Origin of the sequence: Mycobacterium sp. GA-0227b (assembly GCF_001499855.1) — a bacterium.
Classification (GTDB): Bacteria; Actinomycetota; Actinomycetes; order Mycobacteriales; family Mycobacteriaceae; genus Mycobacterium.
The window spans coordinates 163,744-178,275 of record NZ_LQIK01000004.1 but is presented as its reverse complement, the minus strand read 5'-3'; the positions used below and the strand labels follow the sequence as shown (position 1 = coordinate 178,275).

Annotated in this window: 19 protein-coding genes; 11 read left to right on the top strand and 8 right to left on the bottom strand. The window is 67.9% G+C overall.

Annotation, left to right across the window (positions count from 1 at the left end; translation table 11 throughout):
- The first annotated feature begins 144 nt into the window (after positions 1 to 144).
- Positions 145 to 810, top strand: coding sequence for an HTH-type transcriptional activator FasR (gene fasR, locus AU185_RS05835; protein WP_059099082.1), 666 nt, complete (start codon positions 145 to 147; stop codon positions 808 to 810).
- Here fasR and AU185_RS05830 read toward each other — a convergent pair.
- Positions 797 to 1,042, bottom strand: coding sequence for a DUF3107 domain-containing protein (locus tag AU185_RS05830; RefSeq protein ID WP_059098976.1), 246 nt, complete (start codon positions 1,040 to 1,042; stop codon positions 797 to 799). The two genes, fasR and AU185_RS05830, sit on opposite strands and share 14 nt — an antisense overlap.
- Before the next feature lie 233 nt (positions 1,043 to 1,275).
- On the opposite strand from AU185_RS05830, the gene AU185_RS05825 reads away from it, so the two are divergent.
- A complete protein-coding gene (locus tag AU185_RS05825; protein ID WP_059098977.1) occupies positions 1,276 to 2,040 on the top strand; it encodes a hypothetical protein in 765 nt (254 codons plus the stop codon).
- A 16-nt stretch (positions 2,041 to 2,056) separates the two neighbouring features.
- Here AU185_RS05825 and AU185_RS05820 read toward each other — a convergent pair whose 3' ends face one another.
- The gene (locus AU185_RS05820; RefSeq protein WP_059098978.1) at positions 2,057 to 2,752 is read right to left on the bottom strand and encodes a ferritin-like fold-containing protein; all 696 of its coding nucleotides are present in this window, start codon (positions 2,750 to 2,752) and stop codon (positions 2,057 to 2,059) included.
- A gap of 232 nt (positions 2,753 to 2,984) precedes the next feature.
- Between AU185_RS05820 and AU185_RS05815 the strand changes: the two genes are divergently transcribed.
- On the top strand, positions 2,985 to 4,445 hold the full coding sequence (locus AU185_RS05815; RefSeq protein ID WP_059098979.1) for a DEAD/DEAH box helicase: 1,461 nt from the start codon (positions 2,985 to 2,987) through the stop codon (positions 4,443 to 4,445).
- 18 nt (positions 4,446 to 4,463) lie between these two features.
- Complete coding sequence (locus tag AU185_RS05810; protein WP_059098980.1) at positions 4,464 to 5,675, top strand: Rv3212 family protein; 1,212 nt, start codon at positions 4,464 to 4,466, stop codon at positions 5,673 to 5,675.
- Positions 5,676 to 5,730: 55 nt separating this feature from the next.
- Here the strand turns inward: AU185_RS05810 and AU185_RS05805 are convergent, their stop codons facing one another.
- Complete coding sequence (locus tag AU185_RS05805; protein WP_059098981.1) at positions 5,731 to 6,537, bottom strand: ParA family protein; 807 nt, start codon at positions 6,535 to 6,537, stop codon at positions 5,731 to 5,733.
- Between the two features lie 50 nt (positions 6,538 to 6,587).
- Between AU185_RS05805 and AU185_RS05800 the strand changes: the two genes are divergently transcribed.
- Genes AU185_RS05800 through AU185_RS05790 form a run of 3 tightly spaced genes read left to right on the top strand, consistent with a single transcriptional unit; the run spans position 6,588 to position 8,772 of the window.
- The gene (locus AU185_RS05800; RefSeq protein ID WP_059099083.1) at positions 6,588 to 7,199 is read left to right on the top strand and encodes an acid phosphatase; all 612 of its coding nucleotides are present in this window, start codon (positions 6,588 to 6,590) and stop codon (positions 7,197 to 7,199) included.
- Positions 7,196 to 8,290 (top strand): isochorismate synthase, encoded by a 1,095-nt coding sequence (locus tag AU185_RS05795; protein WP_059098982.1) that lies wholly within the window; start codon positions 7,196 to 7,198, stop codon positions 8,288 to 8,290. Before AU185_RS05800 ends, AU185_RS05795 begins: the two co-directional genes overlap by 4 nt.
- Positions 8,287 to 8,772, top strand: a complete 486-nt coding sequence (locus AU185_RS05790) for a GNAT family N-acetyltransferase (protein ID WP_059098983.1) — start codon at positions 8,287 to 8,289, stop codon at positions 8,770 to 8,772. The genes AU185_RS05795 and AU185_RS05790 overlap by 4 nt, the downstream gene beginning before the upstream one ends.
- On the opposite strand, the gene AU185_RS05785 is transcribed toward AU185_RS05790, so the two are convergent.
- On the bottom strand, positions 8,721 to 9,149 hold the full coding sequence (locus AU185_RS05785) for a hypothetical protein (RefSeq protein ID WP_059098984.1): 429 nt from the start codon (positions 9,147 to 9,149) through the stop codon (positions 8,721 to 8,723). The two genes, AU185_RS05790 and AU185_RS05785, sit on opposite strands and share 52 nt — an antisense overlap.
- Positions 9,150 to 9,199: 50 nt before the next feature.
- Between AU185_RS05785 and AU185_RS05780 the strand changes: the two genes are divergently transcribed.
- Positions 9,200 to 10,168, top strand: coding sequence for a diacylglycerol/lipid kinase family protein (locus tag AU185_RS05780; RefSeq protein ID WP_059098985.1), 969 nt, complete (start codon positions 9,200 to 9,202; stop codon positions 10,166 to 10,168).
- Between the two features lie 246 nt (positions 10,169 to 10,414).
- A complete protein-coding gene (gene whiB1 / locus AU185_RS05775; protein WP_014208822.1) occupies positions 10,415 to 10,669 on the top strand; it encodes a transcriptional regulator WhiB1 in 255 nt (84 codons plus the stop codon).
- Between the two features lie 107 nt (positions 10,670 to 10,776).
- Here the strand turns inward: whiB1 and AU185_RS05770 are convergent, their stop codons facing one another.
- Complete coding sequence (locus AU185_RS05770; RefSeq protein ID WP_059098986.1) at positions 10,777 to 12,264, bottom strand: sensor histidine kinase; 1,488 nt, start codon at positions 12,262 to 12,264, stop codon at positions 10,777 to 10,779.
- A gap of 41 nt (positions 12,265 to 12,305) precedes the next feature.
- Positions 12,306 to 12,521, bottom strand: coding sequence for a biotin/lipoyl-binding carrier protein (locus AU185_RS05765; RefSeq protein ID WP_059098987.1), 216 nt, complete (start codon positions 12,519 to 12,521; stop codon positions 12,306 to 12,308).
- Between the two features lie 157 nt (positions 12,522 to 12,678).
- Here AU185_RS05765 and AU185_RS25870 point away from each other — a divergent pair, with 157 nt between their 5' ends.
- Entirely contained in the window at positions 12,679 to 12,771 is a 93-nt protein-coding gene (locus tag AU185_RS25870) for a 50S ribosomal protein bL37 (protein ID WP_090355725.1), read from the top strand.
- 26 nt (positions 12,772 to 12,797) lie between these two features.
- On the opposite strand, the gene rsrA is transcribed toward AU185_RS25870, so the two are convergent.
- A complete protein-coding gene (rsrA, locus tag AU185_RS05760; protein ID WP_059098988.1) occupies positions 12,798 to 13,103 on the bottom strand; it encodes a mycothiol system anti-sigma-R factor in 306 nt (101 codons plus the stop codon).
- The gene (locus AU185_RS05755; RefSeq protein ID WP_172800348.1) at positions 13,100 to 13,858 is read right to left on the bottom strand and encodes a sigma-70 family RNA polymerase sigma factor; all 759 of its coding nucleotides are present in this window, start codon (positions 13,856 to 13,858) and stop codon (positions 13,100 to 13,102) included. Before AU185_RS05755 ends, rsrA begins: the two co-directional genes overlap by 4 nt.
- A gap of 165 nt (positions 13,859 to 14,023) precedes the next feature.
- Between AU185_RS05755 and AU185_RS05750 the strand changes: the two genes are divergently transcribed.
- Positions 14,024 to 14,512, top strand: coding sequence for a YbaK/EbsC family protein (locus tag AU185_RS05750; RefSeq protein ID WP_059098990.1), 489 nt, complete (start codon positions 14,024 to 14,026; stop codon positions 14,510 to 14,512).
- Positions 14,513 to 14,532: the final 20 nt, after the last annotated feature.

Genomic DNA, 14,532 nt, shown 5'->3' with positions numbered 1-14,532 from the left:
GCCAGCGCAGTCGAACTCTCGGCGCGCCACCGACGGTTGGAGTCGCTGTGAGCCGTGCCTCACGTGCGCGCATTGCCAACGGTAGTAGTGTCATTGCGAAAAACCGAGCCAGATAGAGCCAGACGACTTCAAATGAAGGAAGTGATGAGCGATCTCGCCAACACCGCCGCGCGGAGAGGCGCACAGCCGGGCAGCGGCGAAGTGTTGAACCGCCGGGGCGGCAGGCTGCCGCGCGACGAGCGCCGCGGTCAGCTACTGGTCGCTGCCAGCGAGGTTTTCGTCGATCGCGGCTACCACGCCGCAGGGATGGACGAGATCGCCGACCGGGCCGGTGTGAGCAAACCGGTTCTCTACCAACACTTCTCGTCGAAGTTGGAGCTGTATCTGGCGGTGCTGGCCAAGCACGTCGAAAACCTGGTGTCCGGGGTGCGTCAGGCGCTGCGCACCACGACCGACAACCGCCAGCGGTTGCGCGCCGCGGTCCAGGCGTTCTTCGACTTCATCGAGCACGACGGCCAGGGTTACCGGCTGATCTTCGAGAACGACTACGTCAACGAACCCCAGGTCGCCGCGCAGGTCAAGGTGGCGACCGAGGCGTGCACCGACGCGGTGTTCGACCTGATCAGCCGCGATTCCGGACTGGAAGCGCACCGCGCGAGGATGATCGCGGTCGGCCTGGTGGCGATCAGCGTGGACTCCGCGCGCTACTGGCTCAACAACGACCGGCCGATCTCGAAGGAGGACGCGGTCGAGGGCACCGTGCAGTTCGCCTGGGGCGGCCTGTCACACGTGCCGCTTACCCGGTCTTAGCCCCGAGCCCGACCCCGAAGCCGACGCGCCGAACGTCGGCGGCGCCGATCTCTACGTACGCGATCTTGGACGTCTGCACCAGGAAACGGCGACCCTTCTCGTCGGTCAGCGCCAGCACGCCCGAGTCCTTGGCCAGCGCGTCGGTGAACAGTTTCTCCACCTCGCTTGGTGTCTGCGCGCTGTTGAAGCTCAGCTCGCGCGGGCTGTCCGTGACACCGATCTTGACCTCCACGCCGTGGTCCCTTTCCGTTGCACCGAAGAACTTGACGCAAGGCTAATGGACGGCGCGCCGCGCGCAGCGCGCCGGTGAGTTCGCGGTCAGCGAAGCTCCGAGACCAACGGCGACCGAACCGAGTCCGGACCGTAACCAACACACCAGCCACTGAACCTCACCCGTCACTCCAGCATCGATAGCATCAGGCCCGGCAACAGTTTCCGTGCCCTACACGACCCGGGAAAACCCATATGAACAGGCCTTACACCGCGCATTCGCCGTATTCGCTCACCCCGACCGAACGGATCCCCAGCTACGCCGGGTACGCCGAACCACCCGCCCCGGACCTCGACTACGAGTACGACGGGATGCCGGCCCCCGACGAGTACGAGGACTATGACGAGTACGAACAGCAGTACGACGAGGAGCGCATCGATCGGCGCTGGATGTGGGTGGCCGGAATCGCCGGCGTGATCCTGTTCATCGCAATCGGAACCACCGGCATCATCCTCGGCGGCGGCGACAGCGGTTCGGTGTCGGCCACCGCGACCTCGGACGCCCCCACCCTGTCGAGCGCGCCGGCCACGACGACCGCCCCGCGCGCCGGTGCGACCCAGCCCGTCCCCTCGTCGCTGCCGCCGGAGACCGTCACGACCGTCAGCCCGACCGCCGAGACCCCGACCGCTCAGACGGCACCACCCACCGCCACCCAGCCCGCGGCCGTCCCGCCGCCTGCACCGGTGTCACCGCGCACCATCACCTACCGGGTGACGGGCAACCGCCAGTTGATCGACCTCGTGACGGTGATCTACACCGACGGCCAGGGCGCGCTGAAGACCGAGGTCAACGTCGCGCTGCCGTGGGCCAAACAGGTCGTCCTCGAACCTGGTGTGGAGCTCAAGTCGGTCACCGCGACCAGCGTCGCCGGCCAGCTGAACTGCAGCATCACCGACGCTGCGGGCACGCTGATCACCGCGCAGAACAACAACTCGATGATCGCCAGCTGCACCCAGTAGCGCGCTCAGGCGGGTTTCAGGCCAGCCCCAGCTCCTGCATGCGGGAGGTGTGTGTGCGCTGCAGCCGGTCGAAGAACTCGGTCAGCTGCGTCAGCCCTTCGCCGCTGGCCATCACCAGATCGACCAGCTCGTCGTGATCGGCCAACACGAACTGCGCCTGGGTGATCGCCTCACCGAGCAGTCGACGCGACCACAGCGCGAGCCGGTGCCGCTGCTTCTCGCTGGCCGTCACCGCCGCCCGCACCTCGGCGACGACGAACTGTGAGTGGCCGGTCTCCGACAGCACCGCGCGCACCACGTCGGCGACGTCGTCGGGCATGGAGTCGGCGATCTCGAGGTAGAAGTCCGCGGCGAGGGCATCGCCGACATAGGTCTTGACCAACGCCTCGAGCCAGGTGCTCGGAGTGGTCAGCCGGTGGTAATTCTCAAGGGCCGACGCATATTTCGTCATCGCCGGCACGACCTCCACCCCCCGGCGCTCGAGCGCGTCGCGCAGCACCTCGTAGTGGTTCATCTCGGCAGCCGCCATGCTGGCCATGTTGATGCGGCCGCGCAGGTTCGGCGCCATGCGCGCCTCGTCGGTGAGCCGGTAGAACGCCGCCACCTCGCCGTAGGCCAGCAGCGCGAAAAGTTCGTTGACGCCGGGATGCTCGGCCGACACACCTGACGTCGCCGAGTCGGTTTGCCCGGGTGCCGGTGGCGTCGAGTTCATGGGCCCAACTCTAAACGTCACCGCGCCTGGCCAGTCGAGCGAACATCACCAGGTATGATGGTTTCGGGCAGCGGCACTGACGAAACTCGCCGCCACCCAAGAAATGTGCGTGCACGCAGTGGGCCCGCCTACCTCAGCGCAGGGCTCTGGTCTTCACTGGCCATAACTTTTGTCGAACTCGTGCGCGCGTGGAAGCCCATGAGGATGACAATCGAAAGGCCTCTTTTCGCGTATGACGCATCTCAACCCCACATTTGCTGAACTCGGAGTCCGCGACGAAATCGTGCGTGCACTCGCCGAGGACGGCAAGCAACATCCATTTGCCATTCAAGAGCTGACCATGCCGATGGCGCTGGCCGGCGACGACCTGATCGGCCAGGCCCGCACCGGCATGGGCAAGACGCTGGCCTTCGGTGTGCCGCTGCTGCAGCGGATCACCACCGACGCCGACCGCCCGCTGACCGGCGTCCCGCGGGCGCTGGTGGTCGTGCCGACTCGCGAGCTGTGTCTGCAGGTGTACGGCGACCTGGCGGCCGCGGGCAAGTACCTCACGGTCGGCGACCGCAAGCTGTCGGTCACCTCGATTTACGGTGGACGGCCTTACGAGGGACAGATCGAGGCGCTGCAAAAGGGAGTCGACGTCGTCGTCGGCACGCCCGGGCGCCTGCTCGACCTGGCCCAGCAGGGGCACCTGAAATTGGGCGGACTGTCCATGCTGGTGCTCGACGAGGCCGACGAAATGCTCGACCTCGGCTTCCTGCCCGACATCGAGCGGATTCTGCGCCAGATTCCCGACAACAGGCAGTCGATGCTGTTCTCGGCCACGATGCCGGACCCGATCATCACGCTGGCCCGCACCTTCATGAACCAGCCGACGCACATCAGGGCCGAGGCCCCGCATTCGGCGGCCACCCACGACACCACCGAGCAGTTCGCCTACCGGGCGCACGCGCTGGACAAGGTGGAGATGGTCGCCCGCATCCTGCAGGCCGAGGGCCGCGGCGCCACGATGATCTTCACCCGCACCAAGCGCACCGCCCAGAAAGTGTCCGACGAACTCGCCGAGCGTGGGTTCAAGGTCGGCGCCGTGCACGGTGACCTCGGTCAGGGCGCGCGCGAGAAGGCGCTCAAGGCGTTCCGCACCGGCGAGATCGACGTGCTCGTCGCCACCGACGTCGCCGCCCGCGGCATCGACATCGACGACGTCACCCACGTGATCAACTACCAGATCCCCGAGGACGAGCAGGCTTACGTGCACCGCATCGGCCGCACCGGGCGCGCGGGTAAGACCGGCGTCGCCGTGACCTTGGTGGACTGGGACGAACTGGCCCGCTGGACGATGATCGACAAGGCGCTGAACCTCAGCTGCCCCGATCCCGCCGAGACGTACTCCAGCTCGCCGCATCTCTACAGCGAGCTGGGCATCCCCGCCGAGGCCACCGGCACCGTCGGCGAACCCGTCAAGGTGCAGAGCAGGCGCGCGCCGGCGGAGAAGTCGGCCGACCGCCCCGCGCGCACCCGCAACCGCACCCGCCGCCGCACGCGCGGAGGCAAGCCGGCCAGCGGCCATCCCGAGGCGTCCACGTCGCCCGAGCAGGAGTCCAGCGACGCCGCTGAGGGTTCCGGCGACGCGGGCCCGGCCAAGCGCAGGCGCCGCCGTCGGCCGCGCAAGGCCCCGGCCAGCGCCGGCTAGCGAGGCCCCGGCCGCGCGATGGTCAAACCCGAACGTCGCACCCGAACCGACGTGCTGGTGGCTCTGGCGATTGGCGTCGTGGTCGCGGTGACGGCCGGCTTGGTCTGGTGGACCAGTGACGCACGGGCAACGATCAGCAGGCCCGCCGCGGTCCCGGTTCAGCCGCTGACCCCGGCCAAGGCGGTTCCGCAGACCGTGCGCCAGTTGTGGACCGCACCCAGCGGGCGCACGACGAGGCCGCTCGTCGTCGGCGGCGCCGTGGTGACCGGCGACGGCAGCACCGTCGAGGGCCGCGATCCCGCGACGGGCGACACGCTGTGGAGCTATTCGCGTGACCTCGACCTGTGCGGGGTCAGCTACGTCTATCAGTACGCGGTGGCCGTATATCCCGACGTGCGCGGATGCGGCCAAGTCAGCACCATCGACGCCAAGACCGGCACGCGGGGGCCGGCGCGGACCTCGTATGCCGATGACGAGGTGACGTTGACGTCGGACGGCACCACCGTGCTCTCGGCGGGCGAGAACCGACTCGAGCTGTGGCGCTCCGACATGGTCCGGATGATCAGTTACGGCGCCCTCGACGCCCGCATCAAACCGGACACCCCGACGGCTCCGCTGTGCCGGTTGGTGTCGGCGCAGGCCAGTTCCAGCGCGGTGTCGGTGCTCGAGGCGTGCCCACGGCAGCCCGATCTGCGCCTCACGCTGCTGCGGCCCTCTGAAGAGGAGGACACCCCCGAGTTGAAGTACGTGCCGCAGCCCGGCGTGCCGAAGGATTCCGGCGCGCGGGTGGTGGCGGTCGCCGACACCACCACCGCCGTCTACGTGCCCACACCCAAACCCACGGTGAACATCGTCGACGAGACGGGCGCGACGATCGCCAGCACGGAGGTGGCCCGCCCGCCGTCGCCGCAGGCCACGATGTCGCGTGCGGGCGACCTGATCACCTGGTGGACCGGCGACAGCGTAATGGTCTTCTCCGCCAACGGGCTTCGCTACAAGTACACCGTCGCGCCGGTGGGCGGAAACGTGCCGGTGGGGCCGGCGACGATCATGGCGGGCCGGTTGCTGGTGCCCGTCACGGGCGGCTACGACGTGTTCGATCCCGAGACCGGTCGCGGCGAACGCCACATTCCGGTGGCCCGGCCGCCCGGTTCGGCCCCGGTGGTGCCCGCGGTGGCGGGCTCGACGCTGCTCGAGCAGCGCGGCGATCAGCTGGTGGCGCTCGGCTGAGACGTGATTTGGGTGTAGTTGGTTGCGGTGAGCGCGACGGACGACACCGAAATTCCTAGATTTCCGGGGCGAACGTCGGCATCGGCTTGCCCTTCCGCCAATGCTTGAGCAGCGCCTCGGCCAATTCCCGATAGGCATGCGCGCCCTTGTTCTTCCGACTGGCCAGCACCGACGCGCCCGAGGCGCTGGCCTCGGCGAACCGGACGGTGCGCGGAATCGGCGGCGCCAGCACCGGCAGGTCGTATCGGTCGGCGACGTCGAGCAGCACGTCGCGGCTGTGCGTCGTGCGCGAGTCGTACAGCGTCGGCAACGCCCCCAGCAGGTTCAGCTCGGCGTTCGTGATCGCCTGGACATCGGCGATGGTGCGCAGGAACTGGCCGACGCCGCGGTGCGCCAACGTCTCACACTGCAGCGGCACAATCACGTCGTCGGCGGCGGTCAAGCCGTTGAGGGTGAGCACGCCCAGGGAGGGCGGGCAGTCGACGATCACCACGTCGTAGCCGGCATCGGAGAGCTTGGCCAGCGCCCGCTTGAGCGCATACTCGCGACCAGCGCGCATCAGCAGCATCGCCTCGGCACCCGCGAGGTCGATGTTGGCCGGCAGCAGCGTCATCCCCTCGGGGGTGTCGAGCAGCGCGGCGTCGGGTTCGACCTCGCCGAGCAGCACCTCGTGGATCGACACCGGCAGCTTGTCGGGATCCTGCCCCAGCGAAAACGTCAAACAGCCTTGCGGGTCGAGGTCGACGATGAGCACCCGCAGACCCTTCTCCACCATCGCCGCGCCCAACGACGCCACCGTCGTCGTCTTGGCTACCCCACCCTTTTGATTGGCGACCGCAAGTACTCGAGTCACGATGCTCATCGTTGCACGGCAGGTACGCCGCGACGGGCCGTGCGGCAGAATCAGTCAGCGTGGGCCTCCTGCAGCACCGTCTGGTACTGCTTCGTCACGGCGAGACGGAGTGGTCGAAGAGCGGTCGACACACCGGCCGCACCGATCTGGAGCTCACGGAAACCGGCCGCGTGCGCGCCAAACTCGCGGCCGAAGCGCTGGCCGGACTCGAACTCGACAACCCGCTGGTGCTCAGCAGCCCGATGCGGCGTGCCGCGGACACCGCCGAACTGGCCGGGCTGACCGTCGACGAGGTGTCCCCGCTCCTGCAGGAATGGGACTACGGCCGCTACGAGGGGCTGACGACGCCGCAGATCCGTCAGACCGTTCCCGACTGGCTGATCTGGACGCACGGCGCCGACGGCGGCGAGAGCGTCGCTGAGGTCACACAGCGCGCGGACCGCGCCGTCGAGTTGGCGCTGACGCACATGGAGTCCCGCGACGTGGTGTTCGTCGGGCATGGGCACTTTTCCCGCTCGGTGATCGCGCGGTGGGTGGAGATGCCGGTCGCCGAGGGCATCCGGTTCGCGATGGCGGCGGCCTCCGTCGCGGTGCTCGGCTTCGAGCACGCGATCCGCCAGATCATCGCGCAGGGGCTGACCGGCCACCGGGATCCGTGTAAACCGCGGTGACTCGCGAGCCGTCCTTCGTCCTGGCCTCCCGCGGCGCCGTCGTCGCGGAGGGGGTGCACACCGCATTCCCGAAAGTGGCCGAAGCGCGCGCGGCGCTTGCGTCGCACAGTGCTCCGATCATCGTGGGCGCGTTGCCTTTCGACATGACCAAACCGGCCGCCCTGATCCGGCCGCAGAATGTTCAGTTCCTCGACGCGTTGCCGGAGTGGCCGCTTCGGCCGCTGCCCGACGTGCGCATCGCCGAGACGCTGCCTGATCCGGACGAACATCGCTCGCGGGTCGCGGCGGCGGTGGACCGGCTGAACAACCCGTCGAGCGGGCTGCACAAGGTCGTGCTGGCCCGTGCGCTGCGGTTGGCCGCCGGCGGCCCGCTGGATGCGCGCACCGTCCTGCACCGCCTGGTCAGCGCGGACCCTGCCGCCAACGGCTACCTCGCCGATCTGACCGCCGCGGGCGGCGGTTACTCGGGGGCGGTGCTGGTCGGTGTGAGCCCGGAACTACTGGTGGCCCGCCGCGGCGATGACGTGGTTTGCGCACCGTTCGCGGGATCGGCGCCCCGCTCCCCGGATCCGGACACCGACGAGGCGAACGGCGCGGCGCTGGCCGCATCGGCGAAGAACCGCCACGAACACCAGCTGGTGGTCGACACGATCCGCGACGTGCTCGACCCGCTGTGCGCCGATCTCGACGTCGCAGCCGAGCCGGCACTGCGCAAGACCGACGCGGTGTGGCATCTGGCCACCCGCATCACCGGCAAGCTCCGCGAAAAGTCCACTACCGCATTGGATTTGGCAATCGCTCTGCACCCGACCCCCGCGGTCGGCGGTGTGCCCACGGCCGATGCGGCCGACTTGATCGGCGAGCTGGAGGGGGACCGCGGCTTCTACGCCGGCGCCGTCGGCTGGTGCGATCAGCGCGGTGACGGCCGCTGGGTGGTGTCGATCCGCTGCGCGCAGCTGTCGGCGGATCGCCGCACCGCAGAAGCGTATTCCGGTGGCGGCATTGTCGCCGAGTCCGATCCCGACGACGAACTCGACGAAACCACAACGAAATTCAATACCATCCTCACCGCTCTGGGCGTCGAACCGTGACCGAGCTGATCCGGCGGGTGCGGCGGGGCGACGAGCCCGAGTTGACCGCGATGATCCACGAGCTCGCGGATTTCGAACATGCGGCCCTCGAATGCACCGTCACCGAAAACCAGTTGCGCCGAGCGCTTTTCACCGAGCCGGCGACGGTGCAGGGCCACATCGCCGAAGTCGACGGGCAGGCCGCCGCGAGCGCGCTGTGGTTCCGCAGCTTCTCCACGTGGGACGGCGTCGAGGGCATCTACCTCGAAGACCTGTACGTGCGCCCGCAGTTCCGACGGCGCGGGCTGGCCCGCAAGTTGCTGGCCACCCTGGCCCGCGAATGCGTCGAACATGGATACAGCCGGCTGTCGTGGGCGGTGCTCGACTGGAACGTCAACGCGATCGCGCTCTACGACACCGTCGGCGGCAAGCCGCAGACCGACTGGATCACCTACCGGGTCTCGGGGCCCGACCTGTCGGCGCTGGCCGCCGAGTCGCCATGAGCGCTCACCCACTGCAGCGCCGAGGGGCTGAACAGCAGAGCAAGCGTCAGCACCGCCACCGCGCCGAGGGCAACGGCGTAGATCCACTGGTGCGACCCCACGCCCATGTACCAGACCACGGGCAGCAGCAGCAGTTGCGCGAACACCGCGATGCCGCGGCCCCACCGCCTGCCGGTCCATAACGCCCAGGACGCGGCCAGCACCGCCGAGCCCATGATCGCGAACCACAGCGCGGTGCCGTACTTGTTCAGCCCCGATTCCTCGGCCTCGCCGAACCCGCTCACGACGTAGACCAAAGCTGCCGCCAGCGCGACGACGCCCTCGGCGGCCACGAGAACAGCGGCCTGCCGCACGGTCGTCGGTGAGGGAACGATCACGTCGTCGAGCGTAGAGGGTCACGCGGGCCCGTTCAGTAGGCTCGGACTCCGTGCGCGCCGTGCTGATCGTGAACCCCAATGCCACGTCGACGACTCCGGCCGGACGCGACCTGCTGGCCCACGCGCTGGAGAGCCGCGTGAAGCTGACCGTCGCGCATACCGATCACCGCGGGCATGCCATCGAGATCGCCCGCGACTCGGCGCGCGCCGGTGTCGACGTGCTGATCGTGCATGGGGGCGACGGCACGGTGAACGAAGTGGTCAACGGCGTTCTCGAAGTTGGCGGCCCCGGCGCCGCCGCCCCCGCGGTCGGTGTGGTGCCCGGTGGCTCCGCCAACGTGTTCGCGCGCGCCCTGGGAATCAGCCCCGACCCGATCGAGGCGACCAATCAGCTGGTCGACCTGTTGTCGGGCTACCGGCACCGGAAGGAATGGCGGCGGATCGGGTTGATGGACTGCGGTGAACGCTGGGCGGTGTTCACCGCGGGCATGGGGGTCGACGGCGACGTGGTGGCTGCCGTCGAGGCGCAGCGCGCGAAGGGCCGCAAGGTCACCGCCTACCGCTACGTGCGCGTCGCCATCCGGGAGATGCTGGCCAGCGCCCGTAAGGAACCGTCGCTGACGCTGCATCTCCCCGACCGCGAACCGGTCGACGCCGTTCATTTCGCGTTCGTGTCCAACGCGAGTCCATGGACCTACGCCAACGCCAGACCGGTGTGGACGAATCCGACCACGACGTTCGAGACCGGCCTGGGCGTGTTCGCCACGACCAGCATGAACGTGTGGGCGAACCTGGGGTTGGTGCGGCGGATGCTGGCGAAGAAACCGCGTATCGAGGCCAAACACCTCATCCGCGACGATGACCTGCCCTGGTTGCAGGTGACCAGCGAGACTCCGGTGGCCTGCCAGATCGACGGTGATTACGTGGGCTTGCGGGACTCGATGAGGTTCACCGCTGTTCCGGACGCGCTCGGTGTGCTCGCGCCTGCCCTGGAGAAAGCCTCTGACCTGCGGCGATAGGTTCGCGACGTAGGATTCGAGACGGAGTTGGATCGAGTCTAGTACAGGCGAGTGGGTGATATGCGAGGCCACCCGGCTAGTGACATTGCGCACTTGTTAACTCACGAGTATTGACATCTGTCCAGCCTGTGAAAGCATCGAAGCAACGTTGCAGAAACATTCAATGTGCACGTGTTAAACAGCCGAAGAAAAAGCCGTGCGCTGCGCTGCGCACACTGGACATATCTTGACGAGGAGTTTGATCTTATGGATTGGCGCCACAAGGCGGTCTGTCGCGATGAAGATCCGGAGCTGTTCTTCCCCGTGGGAAACAGCGGCCCGGCGCTCGCTCAGATCGCTGACGCGAAGCTCGTCTGTAACCGGTGCCCGGTGACCACCGAGTGCCTCACCTGGGCATTGGAGTCCGGGCAGGACGCCGGCGTGTGGGGTGGCATGAGCGAGGACGAGCGTCGCGCGCTGAAGCGGCGCAACGCTCGCACCAAGGCTCGCAGCGGAGTCTGAGTCCGCGTCCAGCACCAACCTTTACGGCCCCGACATTTGTCGGGGCCGTATCTTTGTGCGAATTCAATTTGGCCAATTCGCGACATTAATGGCCAATCAGCGAATTTCTACTGGGCGGCGCGCCGCGGGCGGCCCAGCGGCACACGCAGCACGACGTCGGTCCCGCCGTTGGCCACCTCGTGCATGTCCAGCGACCCATCCAGTTCCGCCGACACCAGCGTCCGCACGATCTGAAGACCGAGCCGGTCGGATCCCTCCAGGCTGAACTCGTCGGGCAGGCCGCGTCCATCGTCGTGGACCACCACGTCGAGCCACCTGGCCGATCGTTCGGCCCGGATCGTCACGCAGCCCTGTCTAGTCCCGGGCTCGAATGCGTGCTCGATAGCGTTCTGCACAAGCTCGGTGATGACCATGATGAGCGCGGTGGCGCGATCCGCATCGAGCACACCCAGATCACCGACCCGGTTGATGCGGATCGGACTGTCCACCGCCGCAACGTCGTTCATCATCGGCAGGATTCGGTCCACGACCTCGTCGAGGTTGACCTCCTCGTCCACCGACATCGAGAGCGCGTCGTGCACCAGCGCGATCGACGACACCCGTCGCACCGACTCCATCAACGCCTCGCGGCCTTCGTCGTTGTTGGTGCGCCGGGCCTGCAGGCGCAGCAGTGCCGCGACGGTCTGCAGGTTGTTCTTCACGCGATGGTGAATCTCACGGATCGTGGCGTCCTTCGACAGCAATGCCCGGTCGCGACGCTTGACCTCGGTCACGTCACGGATCAACACCGCGGCGCCAACGGCCTTGCCGTGCACGACCAGCGGCAGCGTACGCATCAGCACGGCGGCACCGCCGGCGTCGACCTCCATGCGCATGCTGGACCCGCCGGCCAGCGAATCGCCCACATGGTTCGCCAGCTCCTGCGCCTCGAACGGGTCGCCGATCAAGGGGCGCGTGACAGTGACGAGGTTGTGGCCGCCGAGTTCGGCGGCCAACCCCATCCGGTGGTAGGCCGAGATCGCGTTCGGGCTGGCGAAGGTGACCACCCCCGTCTCGTCGAGCCGGATGAACCCGTCACCGACGCGTGGGCTCGACCGCGACATCGCAAGGTCTCCGACGTTGGGAAAGGTGCCTTCGGCCAACATGTGCAGCAGATCGCGAGCACAGTCGAGATACGCGACTTCCAGCGGACTGGCTTTGCGAGCGGCCAGAGCGGTCTGATGGGTCAACACCGCGACGACCTCGTCCTTGTACCGCACAGGCACGGCCTCGACATTGAGACCGGGTGAAACCTGTTGTCCAGCACCGTCTCCCACGGCGATCTCACCTGAGGTGAACGCCGCGGCGACGACGGGCAGCGCGTCCGCCGCGGCCAGCGTGCTGACCGCGTCGGCCAGCAGCACGGTCGGGGCGGTGTTCGGTCGCACCTGCGCCACGCAGACCAGGGAGCCGTCGTCGCGGCGCACCCACATCAGGTAGTCGGCGAAGGACAGGTCGGCGAGCAGCTGCCACTCGCCCACCACCGCATGCAGATGATCGACCGCGTTGCCGGGCAGCATGGTGTGCTCGGCGAGCAGGTCACCGAGCGTGGACATCGCGGGTTTACCTCCGGCGGCGGATCACACGGACGCGGTGATCAGCTGATCACCGCGATGAGGTCACCGGCCTGGATGACGTCGCCGACGGAGACGCTGACCTTGCTCACGGTGCCCGCCACCTCGGCCAGCACCGGGATCTCCATCTTCATCGACTCCAGCAGCACCAGGGTGTCGCCCTGGCCGATCTGATCGCCCTCGCTCACCACGACCTCGAGCACACTGGCCACGATCTCAGCGCGAACGTCCTCGGCCATCCTCACCCCATTCCACTCCGCTGCTGTGAATGCCTATCGGCCTACATCGAACCACACGACAGGCCCGTCAGCGGTGTCGCAGGGCCATGAGACAATGGCTCCGACGTGCCCGCCGGATGCGGGCCGAGAAATCCACCAGACCATTCGGAGGTAGACCATGGCCAAGCGTGGCCGTAAGAAGCGCGACCGCAAGCACACCAAGGCCAACCACGGTAAGCGGCCGAACGCCGGTTCGAAGTCGGTGCGCTGACCGCGCCCGGTGTTGGCCGCAGCGCGCTAGCCGCGCCGAATGATCGTCGTGCGGCTGATCTCGATGCGCAGCCGCTCTCGCAGGCTTTCTGGCGCCTTGTCGCCGCTGCACTTTTTCGCAATCAGCTTCTTGACCCGCTCCTCAACGCCGTAGTGGCGTAGACACGCGGGGCAGTCTTCGAGGTGCTGGCGCAGTTTGTCACGCGTCTCGGGCGTGCATTCTCCGTCGAGCAACGTCCATACCTCGGCGATGACCGCCGCGCATTCGGGGTGCTCGGGATCGACGGGGCCGACCGGGGGCCGCCAGCGCTCGTCGTCCGAGAACGAGCTCATGACGAGACCTCCTCGGGTGTGTCCATCTGCTGTCCCCGCATGAAACCGCGCTCCCTGGCCACATTGGCCAGCAGTTCGCGCAGCTGGCGCCTGCCCCGGTGCAACCGGGACATCACCGTGCCTATCGGCGTGTCCATGATCTCGGCGATCTCCTTGTAGGGGAAGCCCTCGACGTCGGCGTAGTAGACCGCCATCCGGAAATCCTCAGGTAGCGCCTGCAGCGCTTCCTTGATCTCGTTGTCCGGCAGCAACTCGAGCGCCTCGACCTCGGCCGAGCGCAGCCCGGTCGACGAGTGCTCGGCGTTGGCGGCGAGCTGCCAGTCGGTGATCTCCTCGGTCGGATACTCCGAGGGCTGGCGCTGCTTCTTGCGGTAGCTGTTGATGTAGGTGTTGGTCAGGATGCGGTACAGCCACGCCTTGAGGTTGGTGCCCTCGCGGAACGAGCGGAAGCCGGCGTAGGCCTTCACCATGGTTTCCTGCAGCAGGTCCTCGGCGTCGGCGGGGTTGCGCGTCATGCGCAGCGCGCCGCCGTACAACTGGTCGAGCAGCGGAATCGCATCGCGTTCGAAGCGCGCGGTCAGCTCGGCGTCGGTCTCCTGCGACGGCGGGGTTTCCGGCCCTGTCTCCGGCGCCGTATCGCGCGTCGACCCGTCGGAGTCGGTCTCAGAATCGGTCACTGTGGGGAACACCGTCCCTTCTGTCGCGGTGCCACCGAACAAGCCCGGCACATCCACCGGGCGCATCGGGAAGTCCATCGCCAGCGTTGGCACAAGTGACTCCCTTCAGCCAATCCTAGAGGTTGAGACCGACATGTTTTCCGGCCGCCGCGTCCGCGACGCCACAGTCGCCGTCAATAACAGCGGCCGGGGGCGTGGTTGTTCCCGGAATACCGGCGTCGGCGCGCGCATTAGTCTGGCGCGGTGGCGCGCGCAGCTACTCCTGCCATCGCAGCCCTGATCGCCGCGGAGGTCCCACACGAGGTTCTGCAGTACCACCACGACCGCCGCACCGAGTCGTTCGGCGAGGAGGCCGTGGACGCGCTGGCGGGGGCACAGGGTATCGAGGCCGCTCAGGTCTTCAAGACGCTGGTGCTGGCGCTGCCCGAAGGCCTCGGCGTCGCGGTGCTACCGGTACCGGCCAAGCTTTCGTTGAAGGCGGCGGCCGCTGCGTTCGGCGTGTCCAAGGTCACCATGGCCGAGCGGGCGGCGGCCGAACGGTCGACCGGCTATGTGGTCGGCGGAATCTCGCCGTTGGGTCAGCGCAAGCCGCTACCGACCGTCGTCGACGTGTCCGCTCTGGGTTGGGCCCGGGTGTTGTGCAGCGCGGGCAAGCGCGGGTGCGACGTCGCCGTCCCCCCGCAGGACCTGGTCCGGCTGACCGACGCGGTCACCGCCGACATCTGCGCATGAACGTTTCCCGGGCCGGACGT

What these genes read in the sequence shown, in the direction of transcription:
- fasR (WP_059099082.1), top strand. Translation starts at nt 145, where the DNA reads ATGAGCGATCTCGCCAACACCGCCGCGCGGAGAGGCGCACAGCCGGGC.
- AU185_RS05825 (WP_059098977.1), top strand. Translation starts at nt 1,276, where the DNA reads ATGAACAGGCCTTACACCGCGCATTCGCCGTATTCGCTCACCCCGACC.
- AU185_RS05820 (WP_059098978.1), bottom strand. Translation starts at nt 2,752, where the DNA reads ATGAACTCGACGCCACCGGCACCCGGGCAAACCGACTCGGCGACGTCA.
- AU185_RS05815 (WP_059098979.1), top strand. Translation starts at nt 2,985, where the DNA reads ATGACGCATCTCAACCCCACATTTGCTGAACTCGGAGTCCGCGACGAA.
- AU185_RS05810 (WP_059098980.1), top strand. Translation starts at nt 4,464, where the DNA reads ATGGTCAAACCCGAACGTCGCACCCGAACCGACGTGCTGGTGGCTCTG.
- AU185_RS05805 (WP_059098981.1), bottom strand. Translation starts at nt 6,537, where the DNA reads ATGAGCATCGTGACTCGAGTACTTGCGGTCGCCAATCAAAAGGGTGGG.
- whiB1 (WP_014208822.1), top strand. Translation starts at nt 10,415, where the DNA reads ATGGATTGGCGCCACAAGGCGGTCTGTCGCGATGAAGATCCGGAGCTG.
- AU185_RS05770 (WP_059098986.1), bottom strand. Translation starts at nt 12,264, where the DNA reads ATGTCCACGCTCGGTGACCTGCTCGCCGAGCACACCATGCTGCCCGGC.
- AU185_RS05765 (WP_059098987.1), bottom strand. Translation starts at nt 12,521, where the DNA reads ATGGCCGAGGACGTTCGCGCTGAGATCGTGGCCAGTGTGCTCGAGGTC.
- AU185_RS25870 (WP_090355725.1), top strand. Translation starts at nt 12,679, where the DNA reads ATGGCCAAGCGTGGCCGTAAGAAGCGCGACCGCAAGCACACCAAGGCC.
- rsrA (WP_059098988.1), bottom strand. Translation starts at nt 13,103, where the DNA reads ATGAGCTCGTTCTCGGACGACGAGCGCTGGCGGCCCCCGGTCGGCCCC.
- AU185_RS05755 (WP_172800348.1), bottom strand. Translation starts at nt 13,858, where the DNA reads ATGGACTTCCCGATGCGCCCGGTGGATGTGCCGGGCTTGTTCGGTGGC.